The sequence below is a fragment of the Moraxella sp. I5G genome (assembly GCF_055193055.1).
In genome coordinates, this window is the sequence record NZ_JBUXLH010000004.1 from 109518 (window position 1) to 129774 (window position 20257).

Consider the following 20257-nt stretch of genomic DNA (forward strand, 5'->3'; position numbering starts at 1 on the left):
CATAATTTACTCCAAATTCTTTGTTACACGTTATAACCACGTTTTTTTAATTCACGTTTGATGGCAAGTTTTTCACCAATCATGCCAATATCACACTCTTTTAAATGTTGAAATAATTCATCGTCATCAAGTGTTTCATAAAATTCTTTATGAAAGTTATCAGGATCAATAATATCTTTGACCAAACGTTTCATATCATCAAAAATCAAACCCATGGTTTTCTCCTATCTATACTTCAATCTTTGTTTGAGTATATGATAGATGCATTTTTCTAAATTTACACAAAATGATAAGCTTATCTGATTTTTTGGAGGTAAATTGGATATTTTTTACACTAATTTAAATTTTAGATGGTTTTTAGATAAATTTATAGCAACTTTTATAGATAAGAAATAATAGTTATGTTACAATATTACCTTTATATTGCTAATAAATAAAGGAACGTTATGAAAAAAATTACTCTTCCTATGATGGCTTTGATGGCAGTTTTAGGTTTAACAGCCTGTAATAAACAAGAAGCTCCAAAAGCTGACCAGCCCGACCCAACCAATGAACAACCTACCAAACCCGCAGAAACAGCAAGCAATAACCCACCGCCTGCTCAGACTGCACCCAATACGGATCATGATCATCATGACCATGACCATGAAGGGCATAACCACGAACATATGGATGCTGGTGATAAATACGAATGTGGCAAAGACAGTGTGCAGATTGTTGTTCATAACCACGAAGGCGAAAAAGAAGCTCATTTAACTAAAGACAACATTACTTATGATTTAAGTGAGGATGTACAAAGCCAAGGACGCTTCACATCTGATGATAGCATTGCTGGTGAAGATAAAGGTATGGTGTTGGTGATTGGTGATAATACTGCTAAAGTAACCACTTTAGACAATAAGGTATTATTAGATTGCACTAAAAGCAAAAGTTAATTTTGGATAAATCGAATCAATTTATTTTACTCATCCGACTCATTCGTCCTCATACCCTTCCCTTAGCAGTCAGTGGTGTCATTTGCGCAAATGCATTGTCCTACGCTTTGGGTGGGTATTTTTCTTTTGTAATTGGCTTTTTATTATTATCAACAGCGATTTTTTTACAAATTTTATCCAATCTTGCCAATGATTATGGTGATATGATAAAAGGCGCAGACCTTTACCGCGATAAAAATGCACCCAACCGATTAATTCAGCAAGGAAAAATCTCAAGAGCTACACTAAAAATCATGTTCGTTTTAACACTGCTATTATCTTTGATAAGTGGGAGCTGTCTATTGTTTGCCAGTCTTTTCACGATAAAACAGTGGTTGTTATTTTTAGGGCTTGGCACATTATCCTTAGTAGCAGCAATCACCTATACCATTGGAAGATATGCTTATGGCTATATGGCGCTGGGTGAAGTTGCGGTATTTTTATTTTTTGGGATTTTAGCAGTTGTTGGCGGTTTTTATTTGCAAACAAAAACATGCAATGTGTTGATACTATTTCCTGCCTGTGGATTGGGTTTGTTATGTGCTACCGTTTTACACATCAATAATATTAGAGATATAGATGGCGATAAAAAAGCAGGAAAAATCACCCTTGCTAATCTTTTGGGATTAAAAAAAGCCAAAATGCTGCACATGGGATTTTTGTTCGCTGCAATCTTATCGTATGGTTTATTTATTTGTCTAACCCAATTATGGGGCGGGCTTTTAATATGTTTTACCCTACCCCAATTATTTAAACATTTAAAAGCACTATCAAAAGCTCAAAACCCTCAAAAGATTGGGCAAGAATTAAAAAACGTGGTTCTACTCACTTGGTGGGTGAATTGTTATTTTTCATTAGGCGTGGTAATTTTTTAGTCTATTAAATTTCAGACAATAATTTAGCCAACGCTTGCCCTGCATTCTGTGTTTTCATAAACTGTTCACCAATTAAAAAATGGTGAATGTTGTGTGATTGCATTAAATGCACATCATTTACTCCATGAATGCCACTTTCACTAACGATAATTGCATCATCTCCCAAATGATTACGTAACAATTTAGAAAGACCAATACTGGTCTGCAAATCAACATCAAAGGTATTTAAATTGCGATTGTTGATGCCGTAAATATTATGGCAAGATTTTGGTAAGTTTAATGCTCGCGTCAGTTCATGCTCATCATGAATTTCAATTAAAACATCCATACCATACGATAAAGCCGTTTGATGCAAATGAACTAGCGTCTCATCATCCAAACAAGCCATAATTAATAAAATACAGTCCGCTCCAATCAGTGCTGATTCAACAATCTGGTATTCATCAACCATAAAATCTTTACGTAAAACAGGCAATTTGACAGACTCTCGAGCCTCAACCAAATAATCCACACCACCTAAAAAATACTGCCTATCTGTCAGCACTGACAAACAAGTTGCCCCCGCCTGCTCATAACCTTTGGCGATTTTTACAGGGTCAAAATCTGTACAAATTTCACCTTTAGAAGGAGATGCTTTTTTAATTTCACTAATCACACCAATATTGCCGTTATGGATATCAACTGCCTTTAGAGCCTTGGCAAAACCTCTAGGTTTGTGATGAACAGCTCTTTCTTGCAGCTCTTTTAAAGAAACCAACCGTTTGGCACGGGTTATTTCTTCATGCTTGGTTTGGATGATTTTTTGTAAAATACTGGGTGTACTCATAATTGTTTCATCTATCGTTTTTTAAATTATATGGTTTTTCAAATCAATAATCATCGTTGATGGAAAGTTTGGGTAAATCGAGCAAAGTCCTGCATTTTTTGTTGGACTTTACCACTTACAATGGTTTGTTTCGCCAAATCCACGCCTGCTTGATAATTATCAACCACACCAGATACATACAAGGCAGCAGCTGCATTTAATGCAATCATATCTTGAGCTTTTAAAATCACATCATTGCAATTTTCGCCTGACAATGCTTGGGTTATCATCTTCAAACTTTCTTCAGCCGATGCCACTGACAAACCTGATAAATCGCGTTTTTGTACGCCAAAATCTTCAGGATTCAACACAAATGTGCTCACCTTACCATCTTTATATTCTGCCACTGTGGTATTGGCTGCCAAACTGATTTCATCAAGCCCATCATCAGAATGTACTACCCATACATGACGACTACCTAGGCTGCCCATCACGGTTGCCAAATGCTCACAAAGCGAACCTTCAAATACCCCAAGTACTGTATTAGGTACATTCGCAGGATTACTTAATGGACCTAAAATATTAAAAATAGTTCGCATTTTTAACATAGCACGCACTATTTTAGCGTGTTTCATCGCTGGATGATGGTTAGGTGCAAATAAAAAGCACAGGTTCTGACTGTCTAATGTTTGTACAAGCTCATCCGCAGATAACTGCAAATTTACCCCCAAAGCTGCTAATAAGTCCGAAGCTCCCGACTTACTAGACACACCCGTGCTACCGTGTTTAGCAACGTTTGCACCTGCTTGTGCCGCCACAAAAGAAGCTGCACTAGAAACGTTAAATAAATTTGCCCCATCGCCGCCCGTTCCGACAATATCCACCAAATGCTCACCTTGCACAACAACTGATTTAGCAAAATGTCGCATAACCAATGCAGCAGAAGCAATCTCATCTGTCGTTTCGCCTTTGATACGCCATGCAGTAATAATCGCTGATAGTAAAATATCTGGACATCTACCAAGCATAATGATGACAAACAATGTTTGGGTTTCCTGGGGTGTTAAATGTGTGTTTTGAGTCAGTTTTGCTAAAAAATCAACAAGACGATTTTGGATACATTCATCAGTTAATTGATTGATTTTATTAATAATATCTGAAATCATAAAAAAATCCTTATTCACTATTTATAATAAATCAATCAGCCAACAGTTGGCAACTGATTATCATCAAGTACACTCAAACCATATTCACGCAAAAAATTATTAAACAGTTGGTAACCGCACTCGCTTAAAATAGATTCGGGATGAAATTGCACGCCTTCAACCATCAAGGTTTTATGACGCACTCCCATAATCTCCTCCATCGTGCCATCGGCATTAGTTGTCCATGCGGTAATTTCTAACATATCAGGTAAGGTTGCTTTATCAATAACCAAAGAATGATATCGCACAACATCAAACGGACTGGGCAGATTTTTAAAGACGCCCTTTTGTGTATGAAAAACCGCCGATAATTTTCCATGCATTACCTCACCAGCTCGCACCACTTGCCCGCCAAACACTTGACCAATGGCTTGATGACCTAAACACACACCCAAAATAGGAATTTTGCCACTTAAATTTTGCAAAATATCCAGAGTAATTTTAGCTTCACTGGGCGTGCATGGACCAGGTCCTAAAATAATAGCTCTTGGACTTAGTGCAATCACATCATCCAGTGTTTTTTCATCGTTTCGCCAAACCACTACATCCTGTTTTAATTCACCAAAGTATTGGGCGATGTTATATGTAAAACTACAATAATTATCAATCATCAACAGCATAATCAGCCTTGCGCTTTTAGGAATTTGTTTGTAAAAATGCCAAAAAGTATAACACTGCAACCCTTAAAAAACAACACAACCAACGATATAAAAGCAGCTTTCGCTGCCTTGATTATTTTTTAACATCATCAATCATGTTGATTCTAACAAATTGCAATTTATCTAGAAATTATCACCAAAAATTGCCTTAATTGCCGTGCCATCAAAATGATATTCCTTACCACAAAAACCACAATCTAGAACCAAATCGCCATGTTGTACATCCAGCATTTGCATCGCTTGGTTGTAACCAAGCTGCACAATTGCACCCATGCTTTTTTCTTTGGAACAAGTACAAGCAAAATGAATTGGGGTGCAATCAGGCAAGACGACATCTTCTTCGTGATAAAGACGGTACAAAATTTCATCAGCGGGTAAATCTGTCAATTCTGAATTTTTAATGGTATCTGTTAAAGCTGTTAATCTATCCCATAAATCAGGGTCGTTGTCTTTATCTTGTTGGGTTTGCGGTAAAAGCTGCACTAAAATTCCGCTAGCGTGTGTATCGTTAGTGGCAAGTTTGATTAAGGTTGGGATTTGAGCGGACTGTTTTTGGTAATGTGCCAAACATTCAGCTAAATTATCGCTTACTTTTTCTACAATGCTTTGGTAACTATCACCAAATTCTGGATGAATGCTGATAAATAGCACACTATCTTGCAATAACGTCAACACTTCATCACTGGTTTTTAGTTTATCCCAAAGATTGGTTTCTTCTGATGAAAAGCCAGCCAAAGCTCTTACGGCTCCCGTGTGGTCACATTCTGCCATAGCAAATTTTAATGGTGATGATTCATTTATAGACTGCAATTGAATGGATAGTTTGCCATCAATTTTTAAGGTGGCAATTAATAGACTCGCTGAAACCAACATTTCACCTAAAAGCGCTTTTAGGGCTTTTGGATACGGTTTTTGTTGAATCACAGTCAAAAAACTATTAGATAATTTTACCACATCGCCACGAACAGGTGAGTTTTGAATAAAAAAACGTTGACGACAATCAATTTGATTCATAGTTTTCTCTTTAAAAATGGATTGCTTGTTAATGGGGATTTATTTTAGAATATAAAGCACTTAACCATCTAACTAACCAACATACAAATGACAAATTTCACCAATACCACCAAAAAATTACACAAACTTGCTGATGCTTGCCCTTTTGATTTTAGGGGCTTGATTGCTAGCCTGCCTAACGACGATGATGGTTTTTTAGGTCATGGAGCTGATTTATCAATAAACACTTTATTGCACGCTTATCGCTGTGGAGCTTTTCCTTGGTTTAATGAGGGCGACCCAATTTACTGGTGGTCACCGCTCACACGATGCATAATTTATCCTAAAACCTTTAAACCCAGTAAATCACTTGTGCGCGTTGTCAAAAAACAAACTTGGACGCTGTCTGTCAATCATGATTTTAATAATGTGATGGATGCTTGTAGTCAGCCAAGAAACTACAGTAACCAAACTTGGATTACTAAATCCATGAAAGATGCCTACCAAGATTTACACAAATTAGGCATTGCAGTCAGCATTGAAATTTGGGAGAACATTCCTAATCAAAGCGCACTGATTGGCGGGCTTTATGGGATTAATCTGGGTGGGCTTTTTTGTGGGGAAAGTATGTTTCATAAAAAAACCGACGCATCAAAAGTTGCCTTTTGGGGACTAATGAGAATTTGTCAAAACTATGGAATACAGCTCATAGATTGTCAATTAGAAAATCCACACCTAATCCATCTTGGGGCAACTTTAATCTCCAGACGAGAATTTTTAACGCAGTCTAAACCATTAACTGTAAAAGAAAATTGTGGTATTTATAACACCAAAATCAGCTTACCCGTTACTGACCTTATAACATCCATTTAAAACATTGCAGATGTCAGGATTTGTGTTTATCAAAATCGGGTACACTCATACCACGTTTTTGATAAAACACTGAAACAAATTCATCAAACTTCTGGTTTTCAATGCTGGTGCGGATGTCTTTCATTAGTTTTTGATAATACGCCAGATTATGAATTGTTCCTAATTGAGCAGATAGCATTTCACCGCATTTGTGCAAATGATGTAAATACGCCAAACTAAAATTTTGACAGGTATAACAATCACATTCTTTGTCCAAAGGTTCATGATTGTAACGATGGCTGGCATTTTTGATTTTTACCACACCCAAACTGGTAAAATAATGACCATTTCTTGCGTTACGTGTTGGCATCACACAATCAAACATGTCCACGCCACGTCGAACGGCTTCTACAATATCTTCAGGTTTACCCACACCCATCAGATAGCGCGGTTTATCATTTGGCATAGTTTTAGGCAGATAATCCAGCACTTGCATCATCATTTCTTTAGGTTCACCTACGGACAATCCACCAATGGCGTAACCATCAAATGGCATATCCAAAAGCCCTGACAACGATTGCATACGCAAATCTTGATACATGCTGCCTTGAATAATACCAAACAATGCATTTTTATTGCCCAATTTATGATGCTCATCAAGGCATCTTTGACCCCAACGAAGCGATAATTCTAAGGAATTTTTAGCCTCATCATGAGTTGCTGGATAGGGCGTGCATTCATCAAATTGCATGACAATGTCTGAATTTAAATCGTATTGAATTTGCATAGACACTTCAGGCGATAAAAATACTTTTTGACCGTCCACTGGAGAACGAAACGCTACACCCTCTTCACTGATTTTACGCATTGCGCCCAAACTAAATACCTGAAAACCGCCTGAATCGGTTAAAATAGGCTTATTCCAACCAATAAATGAATGCAGTCCACCAAATTCTTTAATCACCGCTGTGGTTGGTCGCAGCCACAAATGAAAGGTGTTACCCAAAATAATATCAGCACCAATTGCATGAATGTCTCGTGGCAACATTCCTTTAACTGTACCATAAGTACCCACAGTCATAAACGCGGGTGTTTGTACATCACCATGAGCAAGATGAACCGTGCCACGACGGGCATGATTATTACCGTTGTCGGTATTATGTAATGAAAATTTCATAATAATATGATTATTAACCCATTAATTAGTTTGTTAATATTATCAATCAGCCCATTTATCCAAAAGCATGGCATCACCATAACTAAAAAATCGGTATTGTTTTTGGATGGCGTGTTGATATGCCGTTAAAATATTGTTTTTACCACAAAAAGCTGAAACTAGCATTAATAATGTAGATTTTGGTAAATGAAAATTAGTAATTAATCTATCGACAACCCCAAAATGATAAGGTGGATAAATGAAAATTTGAGTATCGCCAGAAAATTCACTTAATTGACCATTTTTACAGTGCAAATACGCTGTCTCTAAAGTACGTGTTACCGTTGTGCCGACCGCAATCACTTGACCGCCGTTTTTTTTAACAGTATTGATTTTATCAGCGGTACTTTGGGGTAAATGCGCGTACTCTTTGTGCATGATATGTTGAGTTAAATCTTCGGTTTTAACTGGAGCAAACGTGCCTGCACCAACATGCAATGTTACAAAAGCGATTTCCACACCTTTTTTTTGTAGTTGGGCAAGGGTCTTATCATCAAAATGCAGGCTCGCTGTTGGCGCAGCAACGCTGGCTGTTTTGTTAGCATCATAAAACACGGTTTGATAACGACTTTCATCATCTTGGTCGGCTCTACGTTCAAAATATGGTGGAATGGGCAATTCCCCAAATGCCTCTAGTGCTGACAAAACTGGTTTATCAAATGCCAAAACAAAAAGGTTTTCTTCACGATTTAACATGGTTGCGGTCAGATTACCCTCAGCCAAAATTAATTGACTGTCTTTTTTTGGACTGCGGCTGGATTTAACATGACATAATGCACGATTTTTAAGCATTTTCCCATCATCAGGCAATATTCTCTCAACCAAAACCTCAACTTGACCGCCTGATGCTTTCTGACCAAATAGGCGAGCTTTCATTACTTTGGTGTCATTTAAAACCAATAAATCACCAGCATGTAACAGGCTTGGCAAATCACTAAACAGCCTATCGGTCATACTACTGCCATTAACACACAATAATCTAGAAGCAGAACGCGTTTTCAAAGGATAACGAGCAATCAAATTTTCAGGTAAATGATAATCGTAATCAGAGGTCAATAATGGCGTATTGGTCATCTTGCAGTAATTTAAAACAAAAATGCTTAGTTTAGCAAAAAAACGGTGGCTCCACTAGCCATTTTTTAAAAAAAATTAATCGATACTACTTCTTTTGGTTGATTTGAAAAATAACTGTAAAAAGCGTATGATAAGCCAAAATCTTAAGGATAAAAATAATGTTAATGAATATTCAAAATACCGCCAAACGTCCAACATCACCCCACCCAATTTTAAACTTAGGGTTTCGGATATTTTTTGCAAGTTCAGCAATTTTTGCTGTGATTACCATGTTACTATGGACGCTGATTTTAAAAGGTATCGCGCCATTTAAAGGCAGTTTAGATATTTTTTATTGGCATGGTCATGAAATGCTTTTTGGCTATAGTTTGGCAGTCATTGCAGGCTTTTTATTAACTGCGGTAAAAACCTGGACAAACCAACCCATGCCCTATGGTTGGCATTTGTTTGGTATCTTTTTTTGTTGGGTAATGGCGCGATTTTTATGGCTTGGACTTCACGCAGTACCAAGTACGCCCATGCTTATTGTCGCTTTTGTTTTTGATATGCTGTTTTGGGCATGGACCAGTTTTGCGGTTGTGCGTGCAGTTGCAAAAGCTCGACAAAAGCGCCAGATTGGTATTATTGCCAAATTAATTTTAATCTTTGCCGCCAATTTAGCTTTTTATATTGGCATTGTGTTAAACCATAAAACCACTCAACAAATTTCTTTATACTCTGCCTTATTTTTGATTATTGGCATTGTATTTACAATTGGGCGGCGAGTTTTGCCATTTTTTATCGTCAAAGGAATCAGTGTTGATAATTTTGGAAAACCCAGTGGTGTTAATATTGAGCAAAAAAATTCTGAATTATTAGACCGTGCCAGCTTGGTCGGATTGGCTGGTATGATGATATTTGATTTATTTTTCCAAATGCCAAAAATAACGGCAGTCTTTGCTTTGGTTTGTTTTATTGCTAATATTTTAAGATTAAAAAATTGGTATCATGCCGCTATTTGGAAAAAACCCTTATTGTGGTCTTTGGTCATTGCATTTTTTGGTATGACAGTAAGTTTGTTAATTTTTGTCATTTATCCTTTTGTTGGTGAAACTTCTTTAAACTTACATTCTTTGGGTCTGCATGGTCTAGCTTTATTTGGTATTGGGCTGATGACCGTTGCAATGATGGCTCGTGTTTCTTTAGGACACACTGGCAGAAACATTCACCAACCTCCAAAAACCGTAACTGCTATATTTATTTTGATGATTGTCAGTGCAATTTTTCGGGTAGTTTTACCCATGTTTGGCTATGACTATATGACATGGATTTTAATTTCCCAGATTGCGTGGATTTTATCGTTTGTGCTGTTTTGCTTTTCTTATATTGGCATTTTGTCAAAACCTAGAACAGATGGTTTATTTGGTTAAATTTTATGACAAACACCCATTTAAAAGCCGATTCAAAAATAAACTGCAATCTTTTAAGTCGGCATATTGAGGTATTATTGCACATCAGTGAAATGCCTTTGACTAAAAATGACTTAAAAAAACGCCTCTCAGGTCAGTATCTGGTAGATGTCAATGACATCACTACAGCTTTACTGTTACTAGAGGAAAGACTTTCAGGAGGCGTACTTGAACTCAGCCAAACAGCAAGTGGCTATCGCTTGCAAATTAAGGCAGAATACGCCCCACTGATTCAGCAAATTTTTCCTGAACGCCCCGAAACACTCAGCCAAGCTGTATTAGAAACTTTAAGCATCATCGCCTACAAACAGCCTGTTACCCGACTTGATATTGAACAAATTCGTGGCGTCAGTGTATCTAGTCATATTTTACGACAATTATTTGATAAGGGCTGGATTGTAGAAAAAGGTTATAAAGACACATTAGGAAGACCAGCATTGTTGCACACCACCGATGAATTTTTAGATGCTTTTGGGCTTTGTAGTTTAGCTGAGTTACCGACCATGCCTGATATCAATTTTTGTCCATAAATACAAATCCATCGTAAAATTATGGTATAATGAAAGGTTCACATTGCGAAATGTTATTTTCCACGTTACAGGATTTTTTATGAATAATCCCATCAAACCCGAAGGCGAAAAACTACAGAAACTTTTGGCGCGCATCGGTTTAGGCTCACGGCGCCAACTTGAAGAAGTGATTAAAAGCGGACGAGTTTCCATCAATGGCAAAATCGCTCAACTGGGTGAACGCGCTACTGATAACGATGAAGTTCGTATTGATGGGCGACTGGTACGCATTCAAGACAACCACAAAAAACGTCGTCGCATCATCGCCTATTACAAACCAGAAGGTGAAATCTGCTCAAGTTTAGACCCTCAAGGTCGCCAAACTGTGTTTGAACGCTTGCCAAAACTAACCCATGACCGTTGGATTATGGTTGGTCGCTTGGATATTAATTCATCAGGGCTACTGTTATTTACCAATGACGGTGAATTGGCACATCGTTTAATGCACCCTTCCACCGAAATCACACGTGAATACGCTGTACGTGTCTTGGGTGAAGTTACTCCTGAAATTGCCAAAACCCTGACTGCTGGTGTTGTTTTGGATGATGGTATGGCAAAATTTGATGACATCAAAGAAGGTGGTGGCACAGGTGTTAATAAATGGTATCACGTTACCTTAAAAGAAGGTCGTAAACGTGAAGTTCGTCGATTGTTTGATTCTCAAGAACTCAAAGTCTCGCGCCTGATTCGTACGCGTTATGGCAGCGTTATTTTACCCAAACAGCTACGTACAGGGCGTTTTATTGAGCTTGACGCAAAAGAAATTGGCAAATTGTGCGATTTGGTCGGACTGCGTCATCAAAAAAATGCTGGCTTAACCACACACGCCAAAGAAAAACAAGCACGCATTACTAAAAAACCTTTAAAATCAAGAGCAGTAACTCGCAAAAAAGCTGCTGAAAAACCTAACGGTTCTGCGCGAAAAGCAGTAATCGATTTTAAAAAGGCAAAGTTTTCTAAGTTCTCTTCTAAGAAAGAACGCGATTAATTTGCTGATAAACGTATCCAAAACACAAATTATTACAAATAATTAGCTTTGTATAATGCTGTAAATAAAACTTACATATTGCAAAATTTTAACTTCAATGTTAGTATTTACACACATTTGATTTTTATTCATTTTAAGGTAAGGTTATCAAGATGAAAAAACTTGCTATCACCGCTTTGGTTGCTGCTAGCTTAGCATTAACTGCTTGTGCTTCTAATACGACTGCCAATGGCACCAAAGAGTCTTCTTTCCAACGCTTCAAAAGCAGCATAAAAGCTAAAAAAGCTGAACACGCCAAAAAACGTGAAGCTAAAAAAGCTGAAAAAGCCGCTAAAAAAGAAGCTGCTCAAGCTATGGGCAACTAATCCTTTCTTAGCAAAAAACCGCTTAATTGCAAGATTGAGCGGTTTTTTATTGCCAAATTTATCATCAAACATGCAATTCATGCCCGCAGCGGTCGCAAAACTTAGCACTTGAAGCATGACCAAATTTACCACAGTTTGGACAAGCCACAGGGTGTAATTGCGGTCTCATAGTGCGAGTCAATTCAGCGGTAAAAATACCCGTTGGTACAGCGATGATGGCGTAACCTGTAATCATCACCATACTTGCAATGGTTTGCCCGATGGGAGTTTTGGGTGAAATATCGCCATAACCAACCGTGGTTAAAGTTACCACTGCCCAATAAATAGACCGTGGAATGCTGGTAAATCCATTTTCAGGGCCTTCAGTCACATATAAAATAGAACCAAAAATAGTAACCAATAGGAGCAAGGACAGAAAAAACACTGTAATTTTATGCTGACTGGTTTTAAAAGCGGCTGCCAAAAATCCCGCCTGCTGCATATAAGATTTTAAACGAAATACACGAAATATGCGTAAAATGCGTAAAATGCGTACAATTAATAAATACTTTGTGCCAGCAATAAACAAACTTAAATAACTAGGCAAAAGCGCCAACAAATCTACCGCCCCAAAAAAACTAAATGCATAACCTTTGCGATTTGGTGCCGAATACAATCTTAGAATATATTCTATGGTAAATAAAATTGTAAACGACCATTCTGCATAAAAAAACAATTCTCTAAATCGCAATCGCCATACCAGAACACTATCAAGCATAATTACCAAAACGCTCAACAAAATCGTAATCAACAAAAGCACATCAAAAAATTTACCTGCTGGGGTGTCTGTACCTTCAATGACAATATGAATGCGTTCGGCAAGCGTGAGATTTTTTTTGGATTTCATGGCAAACCGTCAAATTAGTCTTAAATCAAATTTCCTATTCTAACTCAAAAAACTGTAAAAATTAAGTCATTGACTGTAGCGTTTTAGATTGCCAATTTTTTCCAACATTTTTTTAAACTTATGATAAAATACCGCTTTTGATTGTATTTTAACTTTTTTATTTTTGTCATTAAATTAATTATAGGTGTGTTTATGGCAGGTCATAGTAAGTGGGCAAATATCAAACATCGCAAAGCAAAACAAGACGCAGCAAAGGGTAAAATTTTTACCAAAATTATCCGAGAAATCGTTTCTGCTGCCAAATCTGGCGATGCTGACCCCAACAACAACCCGCGTTTGCGTGCCGTCTTAGAAAAAGCCAATGCCGCTAATATGACCAAAGACGTGATTAAACGCGCCATTGAGCGTGGCGCTGGCGGCGGTGATAACGACAATATGGAAGAAATCACCTATGAAGGCTACGGCATTGGCGGGGTTGCGGTATTGGTTGAGACCATGACTGACAATGTAAACCGTACCGTTGGCGAAGTACGTCATGCATTTAGTAAAAATGGCGGAAATTTAGGCACTTCAGGTTCGGTGTCTTATTTATTTACCAAACGTGGTGAAATTGTATTTGAAGACGTTAGCCTAGAAGATAAAGTAATGGAAGTGGCTTTGGATGCTGGCGCTTTGGATATTGAAAACGATGGCGAAAGTTTGCTAGTGATTACCGACCCTAACGACTTTGGTAAGGTTAAAGATGCCTTAGATAACGCCAAATTGATTTCTGATAGTGCTGAAGTTACCATGTCTGCTTCTACTTCGGCTGATATTGATAATTTAGAAGACGCCCAAAAAGTGCTAAAAATGATTGACATGCTTGAAGATTTAGACGATGTTCAAGAAGTTTACACCAATGTTAATATCAGTGATGAAATTTTAGCGCAATTAGACGCTTAATAAAAAGGCGTAGCCAGTTATATAATTGCCTTTAGGATAAAGTTCATGAAATATTTAACCGCCTTGGTTTTGATGTTTATCATGCCTTTATCATATAGAAAAACTGTTGCTGGATATGATTTAGCTCATATCCTGCCAAAGTCTATAACGACAAAAAGCCCATTAAAATTGGGCGACTGGCAAAGTTTTAAAACACACGCCTAAAGTGAGCTTACAATGATGGTAGTGGGCTTGTGTATGACATTTTGATTGGTGAAGATTCACCCTCTGAATTTAACTACATTTACGAATCAAACAATCAATTAGAAAATCAATCGATTGTTTTTATCGTGATAGTCGCCTTTTGTAAGTCGCAACTGTCAAGGTGGGCAAATAGAAATCGCAATCAATACGCTGAAACCGTTACCCATTTTATTTATGTTTGAGACGAAAAGAACAAAAATTTTAAACTCATCAAAAAAGCTTATAAAACGTATCAAACCACACGCAACGATTGATTTTATCATGAAATAAAATCAATTTATTAACCAAAAAAAGGAATCATCGATGCTCTCTTCTTGGGTTCGTGCTATTTTGCAAGCAACCGTTTATGATGTTGCCATTCAAACACCTTTAGAAAATGCCCCCAAATTATCCAAACGTTTTGATAATCAAATTCGCCTAAAACGAGAAGATTTACAGCCTGTTTTTTCCTTTAAATTGCGCGGGGCTTATAATAAAATTAGCCAATTGCCTGATGATAAAAAACAAAAAGGCATTATTTGCGCTTCTGCTGGCAATCACGCCCAAGGCGTTGCTTATTCAGCAAATCGGTTGCAATTAAACAACCTAATTGTTATGCCAACCACCACTCCAGAGATTAAAATCAAAGCTGTGCAAGCCTTGGGTGGCAATGTTTATCTACATGGCGATAGTTTTGATGAAGCCAACCGTTTTGCCATGCAAAAAGCCCAAGAAGATGATTTTACCTACATTGCCCCTTATGATGATGAACTGGTCATTGCAGGTCAAGGCACAATTGGGCTGGAGCTTACTCAACAATGGCGAGAGCTTGATTATGTATTTGTTGCCGTGGGCGGTGGCGGTTTGGTTGCGGGGGTGGCGGCTTTTTTGGGGGAAGTTGCGCCCCATATCAAAGTAATTGCCGTTGAACCGACTGGAGCTGCTTGCTTAAAGGCAGCACTTGCCGCCAAACAACGAGTAAAACTGCCCCAGGTTTCTTTATTTGCCGATGGGGTTGCTGTTGCAGAAATTGGCGAACTGCCGTTTCATATTGCCCAATTACCAAAATCCGATGGCAGCGGCACCGTCATTGACCCTGATGTGGTAACATGCACCAATGATGAAATTTGTGCCGCCATCAAAGATATTTTTGAAGAAAATCGCAGTGTGGTTGAACCAGCTGGGGCTTTGGCGGTTGCTGGGATGAAAAAATACATTCAACAAAATCAGCTACAGCACAAAAACTGCGCCGCCATCATCTCTGGGGCAAATATGAATTTTGACCGTTTACGGTATGTTGCAGAGCGTACCGAAATTGGTGAGCAAAAAGAAGCAATTTTTGCGGTACGTTTGCCCGAAAAAACAGGGGCGTTTTTGGAATTTTGCCGTACTTTAGAAGGTCGCAATATTACTGAATTTAATTATCGCTTGGACGCAAACAATCCCAAAATTGCTCATGTTTTTGTTGGTATTGCTCTAAAAGAAGGACAAAAAGAGCGACAAATCATTCAAGAAATTTTGGACAAAAAAGGCTTAACCGCTTTTGATTTAACTGATGATGAAGCTGCTAAAACACATGTTCGCTATCTTATCGGCGGTCATGCAATGGTCAAGGATGAGCATTTATTTCGGGTTATGTTTCCTGAACGCCCCAGCGCTTTATTAAATTTTTTGGAAAAATTGGGTACAGATTTTAACATCACTTTATTTCACTACCGAAATCATGGTGCAGCAGAAGGTCGTATTTTGGTAGGATTGCAAGCCTCTGAAGGTACATCGCGTAAGATTATTGATGCTCTGACTGAAATTGGCTATCAATGCGAAAATCTTACGGATAATGTTGGTTATCAGCTGTTTTTAAAATAAATCCAACACCCATCAACCTTAAAAAAACCTAAATTTACTAAGTAAATTTAGGTTTTTTATTGCCTTGATTATTTTTTAGCTGATAACGCAATCCCTTAAAAATTGGGGAGTGTTTCAGACCATATACATAGTGTCGTTCTTGAAATTCCTTATCGGTCTTAATCCCCTAAAAATTGGGGAGTGTTTCAGGCCTTATATTAATGATAAAGACAAGTCGGATGCTGTCTTAATCCCCTAAAAATTGGGGAGTGTTTCAGACCAGCAGAACAGTTAAAAGACGGAGTTATAGAGTTGTCTTAATCCCCTAAAAATTGGGGAGTGTTTCAGACGGTATTCCTGTAAGGATTATTGAATTGTCTCCAGAAGTCTTAATCCCCTAAAAATTGGGGAGTGTTTCAGACGTATACGTGATGTGGTATTTCCTTCACTCTGATGTCTTAATCCCCTAAAAATTGGGGAGTGTTTCAGACCTCAACTAGTCGTTAATAATGTAATGGCTGTGGGTCTTAATCCCCTAAAAATTGGGGAGTGTTTCAGACGGAAAAGCGTCTTCGGGACGTTAGTTGTTTTCGTCTTAATCCCCTAAAAATTGGGGAGTGTTTCAGACTTTAACTGGAGTTTCTGAACGGAAAGGGTCTTCGTCTTAATCCCCTAAAAATTGGGGAGTGTTTCAGACTCTGGGAAGAAGCCCTCTGTATGGTTGATATGATGTCTTAATCCCCTAAAAATTGGGGAGTGTTTCAGACTGCGGTTGATTTAAATTTTTAAATCAAATCAATTAGTTACTCAATCATTTTTTAGGCATAATTTTTCGCTAAAAAGTTGTTGAAATTTTAATCAATTTTTTGACCAAAATTTCACACGTTTAACCGTCCAAAACGTCAATAATAAAACCGCTTTTATCAAGTCGGCTTAAAACAGTCCACAAAATAGCCTGTCAATTAACCCCTAGATTATAGTTGCAATAAACGGTTTTGTCAATTTATAAAACCCAACCAAAATACAGCAATCTCTATGATTTATATGGTTTTATTAGACTGTTTGTCTATGACAAAATTTTATCCAGCAACGCCAATAATTTTTCAATCAAACTGCACGTATCCGCTTCACTAATATTTAAAGCTGGCAATAATCGTATTACGTTACCGCCTGTTACATTCACAATCAAATAAAATTCATCGCGAGCCATCGCCACAATTTGACCGCAATCAACATCGGACGGCATGGCAAAACCAATCATCATGCCACGCCCACGAATTTCGATTTTATCAGCAAAGCGATGTTGGACTGCATGGCGAATTTTTTGGCTTTGAGTAAGCGCATTTTGCATAACATCGTGTGTTAAATGCTCATAAACCGAACAAACCACCCGACACGCCAAGGGAGTACCGCCAAAAGTTGAGCCGTGAGAACCCGCTTTAAACAAACCTGCCGCTTTATTATTCATCATACACGCCCCCACTGGAAAACCGTTACCCAGCCCCTTAGCGGTAGTTAAAACGTCTGGCACAATATCACTGTACTGATAAGCAAAATATTTGCCCGTGCGCCCATTGCCTGTTTGCACCTCATCCAACATCAAAAGCCAATCGTTTTTTTGGCAAATTTGAGCGATTTTTTGCAAATAATCATCATCGGGGGTGTACAGTCCGCCTTCGCCCTGAATTGGCTCAAGAAATACCGCACAAATATCGGGGTCATCGGATAAATCCGCCACTTTGGAAGCGTCGCCAAACGGTACCCGAATAAAATCCTTATCCAACGTAAAAAATCCTTCGCGAGCTTTGGGATTGGCAGTTGCCGTTACCGTCAGCAGTGTCCGCCCATGAAACGCGTGTTCCATTACCACCACTTTGGGGTGGGTCAGTCCTTTTTTATAAGCATACAGTCTGGCAAGTTTTAACGCGCATTCGTTGGCTTCAGCTCCAGAATTGGCAAAAAACACCTCTTTCATATTTGCCGCTTGACACAGTATTTGACCTGCTTTTTCCTGCCAATCAATACCAAATAAATTGCTGGTATGAATCAAAGTTCCCGCCTGCTCGGCAATTGCATCAGTGATTGGTGGGTAACAATGCCCTAAACCACAAACTGCAATGCCTGTTAAAGCGTCTAAATACGCGGTACCGTCAGCGGTGTATAAATATGAACCTCTGCCTTTGGTAAAGGTAATCGGTTGGCGATGATAAGTTGCGGATAAATAGCTCATAAACATTCCTATGTTAATTGATTGGTTTAATATTCACTTTGATTGGTTTGGGTGGTGAAACGGTTGTTAATCTTTTCTGCCAATGTCTTTACCACTTTCTTCAACACTTTCTTCACTAAAAGGAGAATCTTCAGCGGTGATTTTATAATCTTCAGCTGCCCATGCGCCCAAATCAATCAATTTGCACCGCTCACTGCAAAAGGGGCGATAAGGGTTATTTTGCCAGATGGTCAGTTTTTGACAACGCGGACAGGTTAGATGGATTGGTTGATTCATAGTGCATTTACTTAAACTGGTTTGATTGAACGTATTTTTACTAAAACCGTTTTACTTAAAATTACTTTGATTTAAGCAATTTATTGTAACACAGCCATTTTATCACAGTCCATAACTGCATAAATAAGACCAGCGATTGATTTAAATTATTTATACAATCAAAAAATCATATAAAAAATAAAAAATTACATGACAGCGGCTAAAAAGCAAGTTATAATCAGCCAAGAGGTTTTTAACCTTGAAATATCTTAAAATTGTTTTTCAGTATCATGATTATGGAAAGACAGGGATTTAAGGTGTTTTATCATCGCAACTTAAGGAGTATTTTGTGAGTGATATCAATACAACATTAAGCGAAGAGAGGCTTCGCGAAATACAAAATAAAAGTTATGCTGAGCTTCACAAGCCAAGTTCTAGTTTTAATACCCGAGACGAATATCTAGCGCATGAATTGCAAATCATGAAGCCAAAGCGTTGGAGTATTAACCTACCTTTTAAAGATTATCGTTTTGAACCTGAAGACGCCATTGCTGCAATGGCAGGCACCATCGGTAAAATTGTTATGGTTGGCGCTATGGCGGCAGCTTTTGCAGCACCTTTGGGGTTGGGTGATGGTTTTATTTTAGAAAACGTGCGTTATGAACTTTTAATCGCAGCTATTTTGGTGGTGATTTTTTCTGGTTTTATCCTGCCAACATCAAATTTGCCCGGGACGCATGGACCGCTAATCCCACTAATCCCTATTGTCGTTGCAGCAGGCGGACACCCATTGGCGTTTGGTATTTCCATTGCCGTATTTGGACTTATTTTAAGTCTATTAAAGGGCGGAAGTTTGATGACCAAGCTAACCAGTGATGGGGTTGCAGGTGGTCTTTTGTTGTATTTGGGTTTTGTAGGCACCATCGGACAGGTCAATAAACTAATTGATTGGGCAAAAGCCATAGAAATACCCCATTTGGCTTTTGTCATCATCATTGCCACCATCATTATGTATGCCCTACTTGAGCATTGGCAAAAACGTTGGCTTGCTGTGCCGATTGGCTGCGCCTTGGCAGGATTTTTAGCTTTTATCTTTGGTGCGCCATTTGAATTTAAAACCGCACCGGGTCTACCAAACATGAGTCCAATGTACTGGTGGGGCGAAAACACTGGCTGGACATTGGGTTTGCCTGACGCCAAAGCCTTTATTGTGGTCTTTCCTTTTGCAGTCTTGGCAGTTGCTATGTGGCCACCAGATTTCTTAGGTCATAAAGTCTTCCAAAAAATCAGTTATCCAAATCACACCGACCGAACCCATATGGATGTTGATGATACTATGGTTACTTGCTCTATCAGACAGGCCATTGGTTCAGCGCTTGGCGGAGCAAACTTTACATCATCTTGGGGAACTTACATCGTTCCAGCGGCGATTGCCAAACGTCCGATTCCAGCTGGTGCAATCTTAACTGCCCTATTTTGTATTATTGCCAGTATCTGGGGCTACCCAATGGATTTAGCAATCTGGCAACCTGTACTGAGTGTTGCGTTGATTGTTGCGGTATTTGTGCCGTTATTAGAAGCTGGCATGGAAATGACTCGCAAAGGTAAAACCACTCAATCGGCTGCCATTGTTGTTTTTGCATCTGCTTTGGTAAACCCTGTTTTTGGCTGGTCTTTAACAATGATGTTGGATAACTTAGGTTTGATTGGCGACAAAAAACGCAGTATTGAGCTGGGCTTTGCAGGTCGTGTTGTCATTCCAATGACTGGATTTGTCATTCTTTGCCTTGCTATGGGCGCTGTGGGTATGCTTCCCGGCATTCCTGCCTTCTTCCCACAATTTAGAACTTAATG

Annotated in this window: 22 protein-coding genes and 1 CRISPR repeat array; of the genes, 11 read left to right on the plus strand and 11 right to left on the minus strand. The window is 38.5% G+C overall.

Features of this window, described 5'->3' with window-relative positions; genetic code table 11:
* Positions 1-23 precede the first annotated feature (23 nt).
* A complete protein-coding gene (locus tag ACZBKJ_RS03560) occupies positions 24-215 on the minus strand; it encodes a hypothetical protein (protein WP_463199549.1) in 192 nt (63 codons plus the stop codon).
* Between the two features lie 231 nt (positions 216-446).
* Here ACZBKJ_RS03560 and ACZBKJ_RS03565 point away from each other — a divergent pair, with 231 nt between their 5' ends.
* Entirely contained in the window at positions 447-935 is a 489-nt protein-coding gene (locus ACZBKJ_RS03565) for a hypothetical protein (RefSeq protein ID WP_463199550.1), read from the plus strand.
* A gap of 2 nt (positions 936-937) precedes the next feature.
* Positions 938-1849, plus strand: a complete 912-nt coding sequence (menA, locus tag ACZBKJ_RS03570) for a 1,4-dihydroxy-2-naphthoate octaprenyltransferase (protein WP_463199551.1) — start codon at positions 938-940, stop codon at positions 1847-1849.
* Between the two features lie 4 nt (positions 1850-1853).
* On the opposite strand, the gene trpC is transcribed toward menA, so the two are convergent.
* From trpC to hslO, 4 genes are all read right to left on the minus strand, one after another.
* Complete coding sequence (trpC, locus tag ACZBKJ_RS03575; protein ID WP_463199552.1) at positions 1854-2675, minus strand: indole-3-glycerol phosphate synthase TrpC; 822 nt, start codon at positions 2673-2675, stop codon at positions 1854-1856.
* A 50-nt stretch (positions 2676-2725) separates the two neighbouring features.
* Positions 2726-3820: an anthranilate phosphoribosyltransferase gene (gene trpD / locus ACZBKJ_RS03580; RefSeq protein WP_463199553.1), complete on the minus strand. Its 1095-nt coding sequence runs from the start codon at positions 3818-3820 to the stop codon at positions 2726-2728.
* Positions 3821-3855: 35 nt separating this feature from the next.
* Positions 3856-4479 carry an anthranilate synthase component II gene (locus tag ACZBKJ_RS03585; protein WP_463199554.1) on the minus strand — a complete coding sequence of 208 codons (624 nt, stop codon included), beginning with the start codon at positions 4477-4479 and terminating at the stop codon, positions 3856-3858.
* A gap of 162 nt (positions 4480-4641) precedes the next feature.
* Entirely contained in the window at positions 4642-5532 is an 891-nt protein-coding gene (gene hslO / locus ACZBKJ_RS03590; RefSeq protein ID WP_463199555.1) for an Hsp33 family molecular chaperone HslO, read from the minus strand.
* Positions 5533-5619: 87 nt separating this feature from the next.
* Between hslO and aat the strand changes: the two genes are divergently transcribed.
* Positions 5620-6384 carry a leucyl/phenylalanyl-tRNA--protein transferase gene (gene aat, locus ACZBKJ_RS03595; RefSeq protein WP_463199556.1) on the plus strand — a complete coding sequence of 255 codons (765 nt, stop codon included), beginning with the start codon at positions 5620-5622 and terminating at the stop codon, positions 6382-6384.
* Between the two features lie 13 nt (positions 6385-6397).
* Here the strand turns inward: aat and tgt are convergent, their stop codons facing one another.
* The gene (gene tgt / locus ACZBKJ_RS03600; protein ID WP_463199557.1) at positions 6398-7540 is read right to left on the minus strand and encodes a tRNA guanosine(34) transglycosylase Tgt; all 1143 of its coding nucleotides are present in this window, start codon (positions 7538-7540) and stop codon (positions 6398-6400) included.
* Between the two features lie 42 nt (positions 7541-7582).
* Positions 7583-8653, minus strand: coding sequence for a tRNA preQ1(34) S-adenosylmethionine ribosyltransferase-isomerase QueA (gene queA, locus ACZBKJ_RS03605; RefSeq protein WP_463199558.1), 1071 nt, complete (start codon positions 8651-8653; stop codon positions 7583-7585).
* A 158-nt stretch (positions 8654-8811) separates the two neighbouring features.
* Between queA and ACZBKJ_RS03610 the strand changes: the two genes are divergently transcribed.
* From ACZBKJ_RS03610 to ACZBKJ_RS03625, 4 genes are all read left to right on the plus strand, one after another.
* Positions 8812-10062: an NnrS family protein gene (locus ACZBKJ_RS03610; protein WP_463199559.1), complete on the plus strand. Its 1251-nt coding sequence runs from the start codon at positions 8812-8814 to the stop codon at positions 10060-10062.
* Between the two features lie 5 nt (positions 10063-10067).
* Entirely contained in the window at positions 10068-10631 is a 564-nt protein-coding gene (gene scpB, locus ACZBKJ_RS03615; protein ID WP_463199560.1) for an SMC-Scp complex subunit ScpB, read from the plus strand.
* Between the two features lie 79 nt (positions 10632-10710).
* On the plus strand, positions 10711-11658 hold the full coding sequence (gene rluB, locus ACZBKJ_RS03620) for a 23S rRNA pseudouridine(2605) synthase RluB (protein WP_463199561.1): 948 nt from the start codon (positions 10711-10713) through the stop codon (positions 11656-11658).
* A gap of 152 nt (positions 11659-11810) precedes the next feature.
* On the plus strand, positions 11811-12023 hold the full coding sequence (locus ACZBKJ_RS03625; protein WP_463199562.1) for a hypothetical protein: 213 nt from the start codon (positions 11811-11813) through the stop codon (positions 12021-12023).
* A gap of 64 nt (positions 12024-12087) precedes the next feature.
* Here ACZBKJ_RS03625 and ACZBKJ_RS03630 read toward each other — a convergent pair whose 3' ends face one another.
* On the minus strand, positions 12088-12909 hold the full coding sequence (locus ACZBKJ_RS03630; protein WP_463199563.1) for an ion transporter: 822 nt from the start codon (positions 12907-12909) through the stop codon (positions 12088-12090).
* Positions 12910-13101: 192 nt separating this feature from the next.
* Here ACZBKJ_RS03630 and ACZBKJ_RS03635 point away from each other — a divergent pair, with 192 nt between their 5' ends.
* The 3 genes from ACZBKJ_RS03635 to ilvA all read left to right on the plus strand — a co-directional run bounded on the left by ACZBKJ_RS03635 (position 13102) and on the right by ilvA (position 15939).
* Positions 13102-13851, plus strand: coding sequence for a YebC/PmpR family DNA-binding transcriptional regulator (locus ACZBKJ_RS03635; protein ID WP_463199564.1), 750 nt, complete (start codon positions 13102-13104; stop codon positions 13849-13851).
* Positions 13852-13896: 45 nt separating this feature from the next.
* Positions 13897-14055: a hypothetical protein gene (locus ACZBKJ_RS03640; RefSeq protein ID WP_463199565.1), complete on the plus strand. Its 159-nt coding sequence runs from the start codon at positions 13897-13899 to the stop codon at positions 14053-14055.
* Positions 14056-14397: 342 nt separating this feature from the next.
* The gene (gene ilvA, locus ACZBKJ_RS03645) at positions 14398-15939 is read left to right on the plus strand and encodes a threonine ammonia-lyase, biosynthetic (protein WP_463199566.1); all 1542 of its coding nucleotides are present in this window, start codon (positions 14398-14400) and stop codon (positions 15937-15939) included.
* On the opposite strand, the gene ACZBKJ_RS03650 is transcribed toward ilvA, so the two are convergent.
* The 3 genes from ACZBKJ_RS03650 to ACZBKJ_RS03660 form a co-directional block, all read right to left on the minus strand.
* Positions 15921-15986 carry a hypothetical protein gene (locus tag ACZBKJ_RS03650; RefSeq protein ID WP_463199591.1) on the minus strand — a complete coding sequence of 22 codons (66 nt, stop codon included), beginning with the start codon at positions 15984-15986 and terminating at the stop codon, positions 15921-15923. The two genes, ilvA and ACZBKJ_RS03650, sit on opposite strands and share 19 nt — an antisense overlap.
* Positions 15987-16023: 37 nt before the next feature.
* A CRISPR array of direct repeats spans positions 16024-16685; the repeat unit is 36 nt; unit sequence GTCTTAATCCCCTAAAAATTGGGGAGTGTTTCAGAC.
* Positions 16686-16984: 299 nt separating this feature from the next.
* Positions 16985-18154, minus strand: a complete 1170-nt coding sequence (locus ACZBKJ_RS03655) for an acetylornithine transaminase (protein ID WP_463199567.1) — start codon at positions 18152-18154, stop codon at positions 16985-16987.
* A gap of 60 nt (positions 18155-18214) precedes the next feature.
* Positions 18215-18424, minus strand: a complete 210-nt coding sequence (locus tag ACZBKJ_RS03660; protein WP_463199568.1) for a DNA gyrase inhibitor YacG — start codon at positions 18422-18424, stop codon at positions 18215-18217.
* Positions 18425-18761: 337 nt separating this feature from the next.
* Here ACZBKJ_RS03660 and ACZBKJ_RS03665 point away from each other — a divergent pair, with 337 nt between their 5' ends.
* Positions 18762-20255 (plus strand): DUF3360 family protein, encoded by a 1494-nt coding sequence (locus tag ACZBKJ_RS03665; protein WP_463199592.1) that lies wholly within the window; start codon positions 18762-18764, stop codon positions 20253-20255.
* Positions 20256-20257 lie beyond the last annotated feature (2 nt).

Excerpts from the sequence above, each read along its gene's own strand:
- ACZBKJ_RS03560 (WP_463199549.1), bottom strand. The coding sequence starts at position 215 with ATGGGTTTGATTTTTGATGATATGAAACGTTTGGTCAAAGATATTATT.
- ACZBKJ_RS03565 (WP_463199550.1), top strand. The coding sequence starts at position 447 with ATGAAAAAAATTACTCTTCCTATGATGGCTTTGATGGCAGTTTTAGGT.
- trpC (WP_463199552.1), bottom strand. The coding sequence starts at position 2,675 with ATGAGTACACCCAGTATTTTACAAAAAATCATCCAAACCAAGCATGAA.
- trpD (WP_463199553.1), bottom strand. The coding sequence starts at position 3,820 with ATGATTTCAGATATTATTAATAAAATCAATCAATTAACTGATGAATGT.
- ACZBKJ_RS03585 (WP_463199554.1), bottom strand. The coding sequence starts at position 4,479 with ATGCTGTTGATGATTGATAATTATTGTAGTTTTACATATAACATCGCC.
- hslO (WP_463199555.1), bottom strand. The coding sequence starts at position 5,532 with ATGAATCAAATTGATTGTCGTCAACGTTTTTTTATTCAAAACTCACCT.
- aat (WP_463199556.1), top strand. The coding sequence starts at position 5,620 with ATGACAAATTTCACCAATACCACCAAAAAATTACACAAACTTGCTGAT.
- tgt (WP_463199557.1), bottom strand. The coding sequence starts at position 7,540 with ATGAAATTTTCATTACATAATACCGACAACGGTAATAATCATGCCCGT.
- queA (WP_463199558.1), bottom strand. The coding sequence starts at position 8,653 with ATGACCAATACGCCATTATTGACCTCTGATTACGATTATCATTTACCT.
- ACZBKJ_RS03610 (WP_463199559.1), top strand. The coding sequence starts at position 8,812 with ATGTTAATGAATATTCAAAATACCGCCAAACGTCCAACATCACCCCAC.
- scpB (WP_463199560.1), top strand. The coding sequence starts at position 10,068 with ATGACAAACACCCATTTAAAAGCCGATTCAAAAATAAACTGCAATCTT.
- rluB (WP_463199561.1), top strand. The coding sequence starts at position 10,711 with ATGAATAATCCCATCAAACCCGAAGGCGAAAAACTACAGAAACTTTTG.
- ACZBKJ_RS03625 (WP_463199562.1), top strand. The coding sequence starts at position 11,811 with ATGAAAAAACTTGCTATCACCGCTTTGGTTGCTGCTAGCTTAGCATTA.
- ACZBKJ_RS03630 (WP_463199563.1), bottom strand. The coding sequence starts at position 12,909 with ATGAAATCCAAAAAAAATCTCACGCTTGCCGAACGCATTCATATTGTC.
- ACZBKJ_RS03635 (WP_463199564.1), top strand. The coding sequence starts at position 13,102 with ATGGCAGGTCATAGTAAGTGGGCAAATATCAAACATCGCAAAGCAAAA.
- ACZBKJ_RS03640 (WP_463199565.1), top strand. The coding sequence starts at position 13,897 with ATGAAATATTTAACCGCCTTGGTTTTGATGTTTATCATGCCTTTATCA.
- ilvA (WP_463199566.1), top strand. The coding sequence starts at position 14,398 with ATGCTCTCTTCTTGGGTTCGTGCTATTTTGCAAGCAACCGTTTATGAT.
- ACZBKJ_RS03655 (WP_463199567.1), bottom strand. The coding sequence starts at position 18,154 with ATGTTTATGAGCTATTTATCCGCAACTTATCATCGCCAACCGATTACC.
- ACZBKJ_RS03660 (WP_463199568.1), bottom strand. The coding sequence starts at position 18,424 with ATGAATCAACCAATCCATCTAACCTGTCCGCGTTGTCAAAAACTGACC.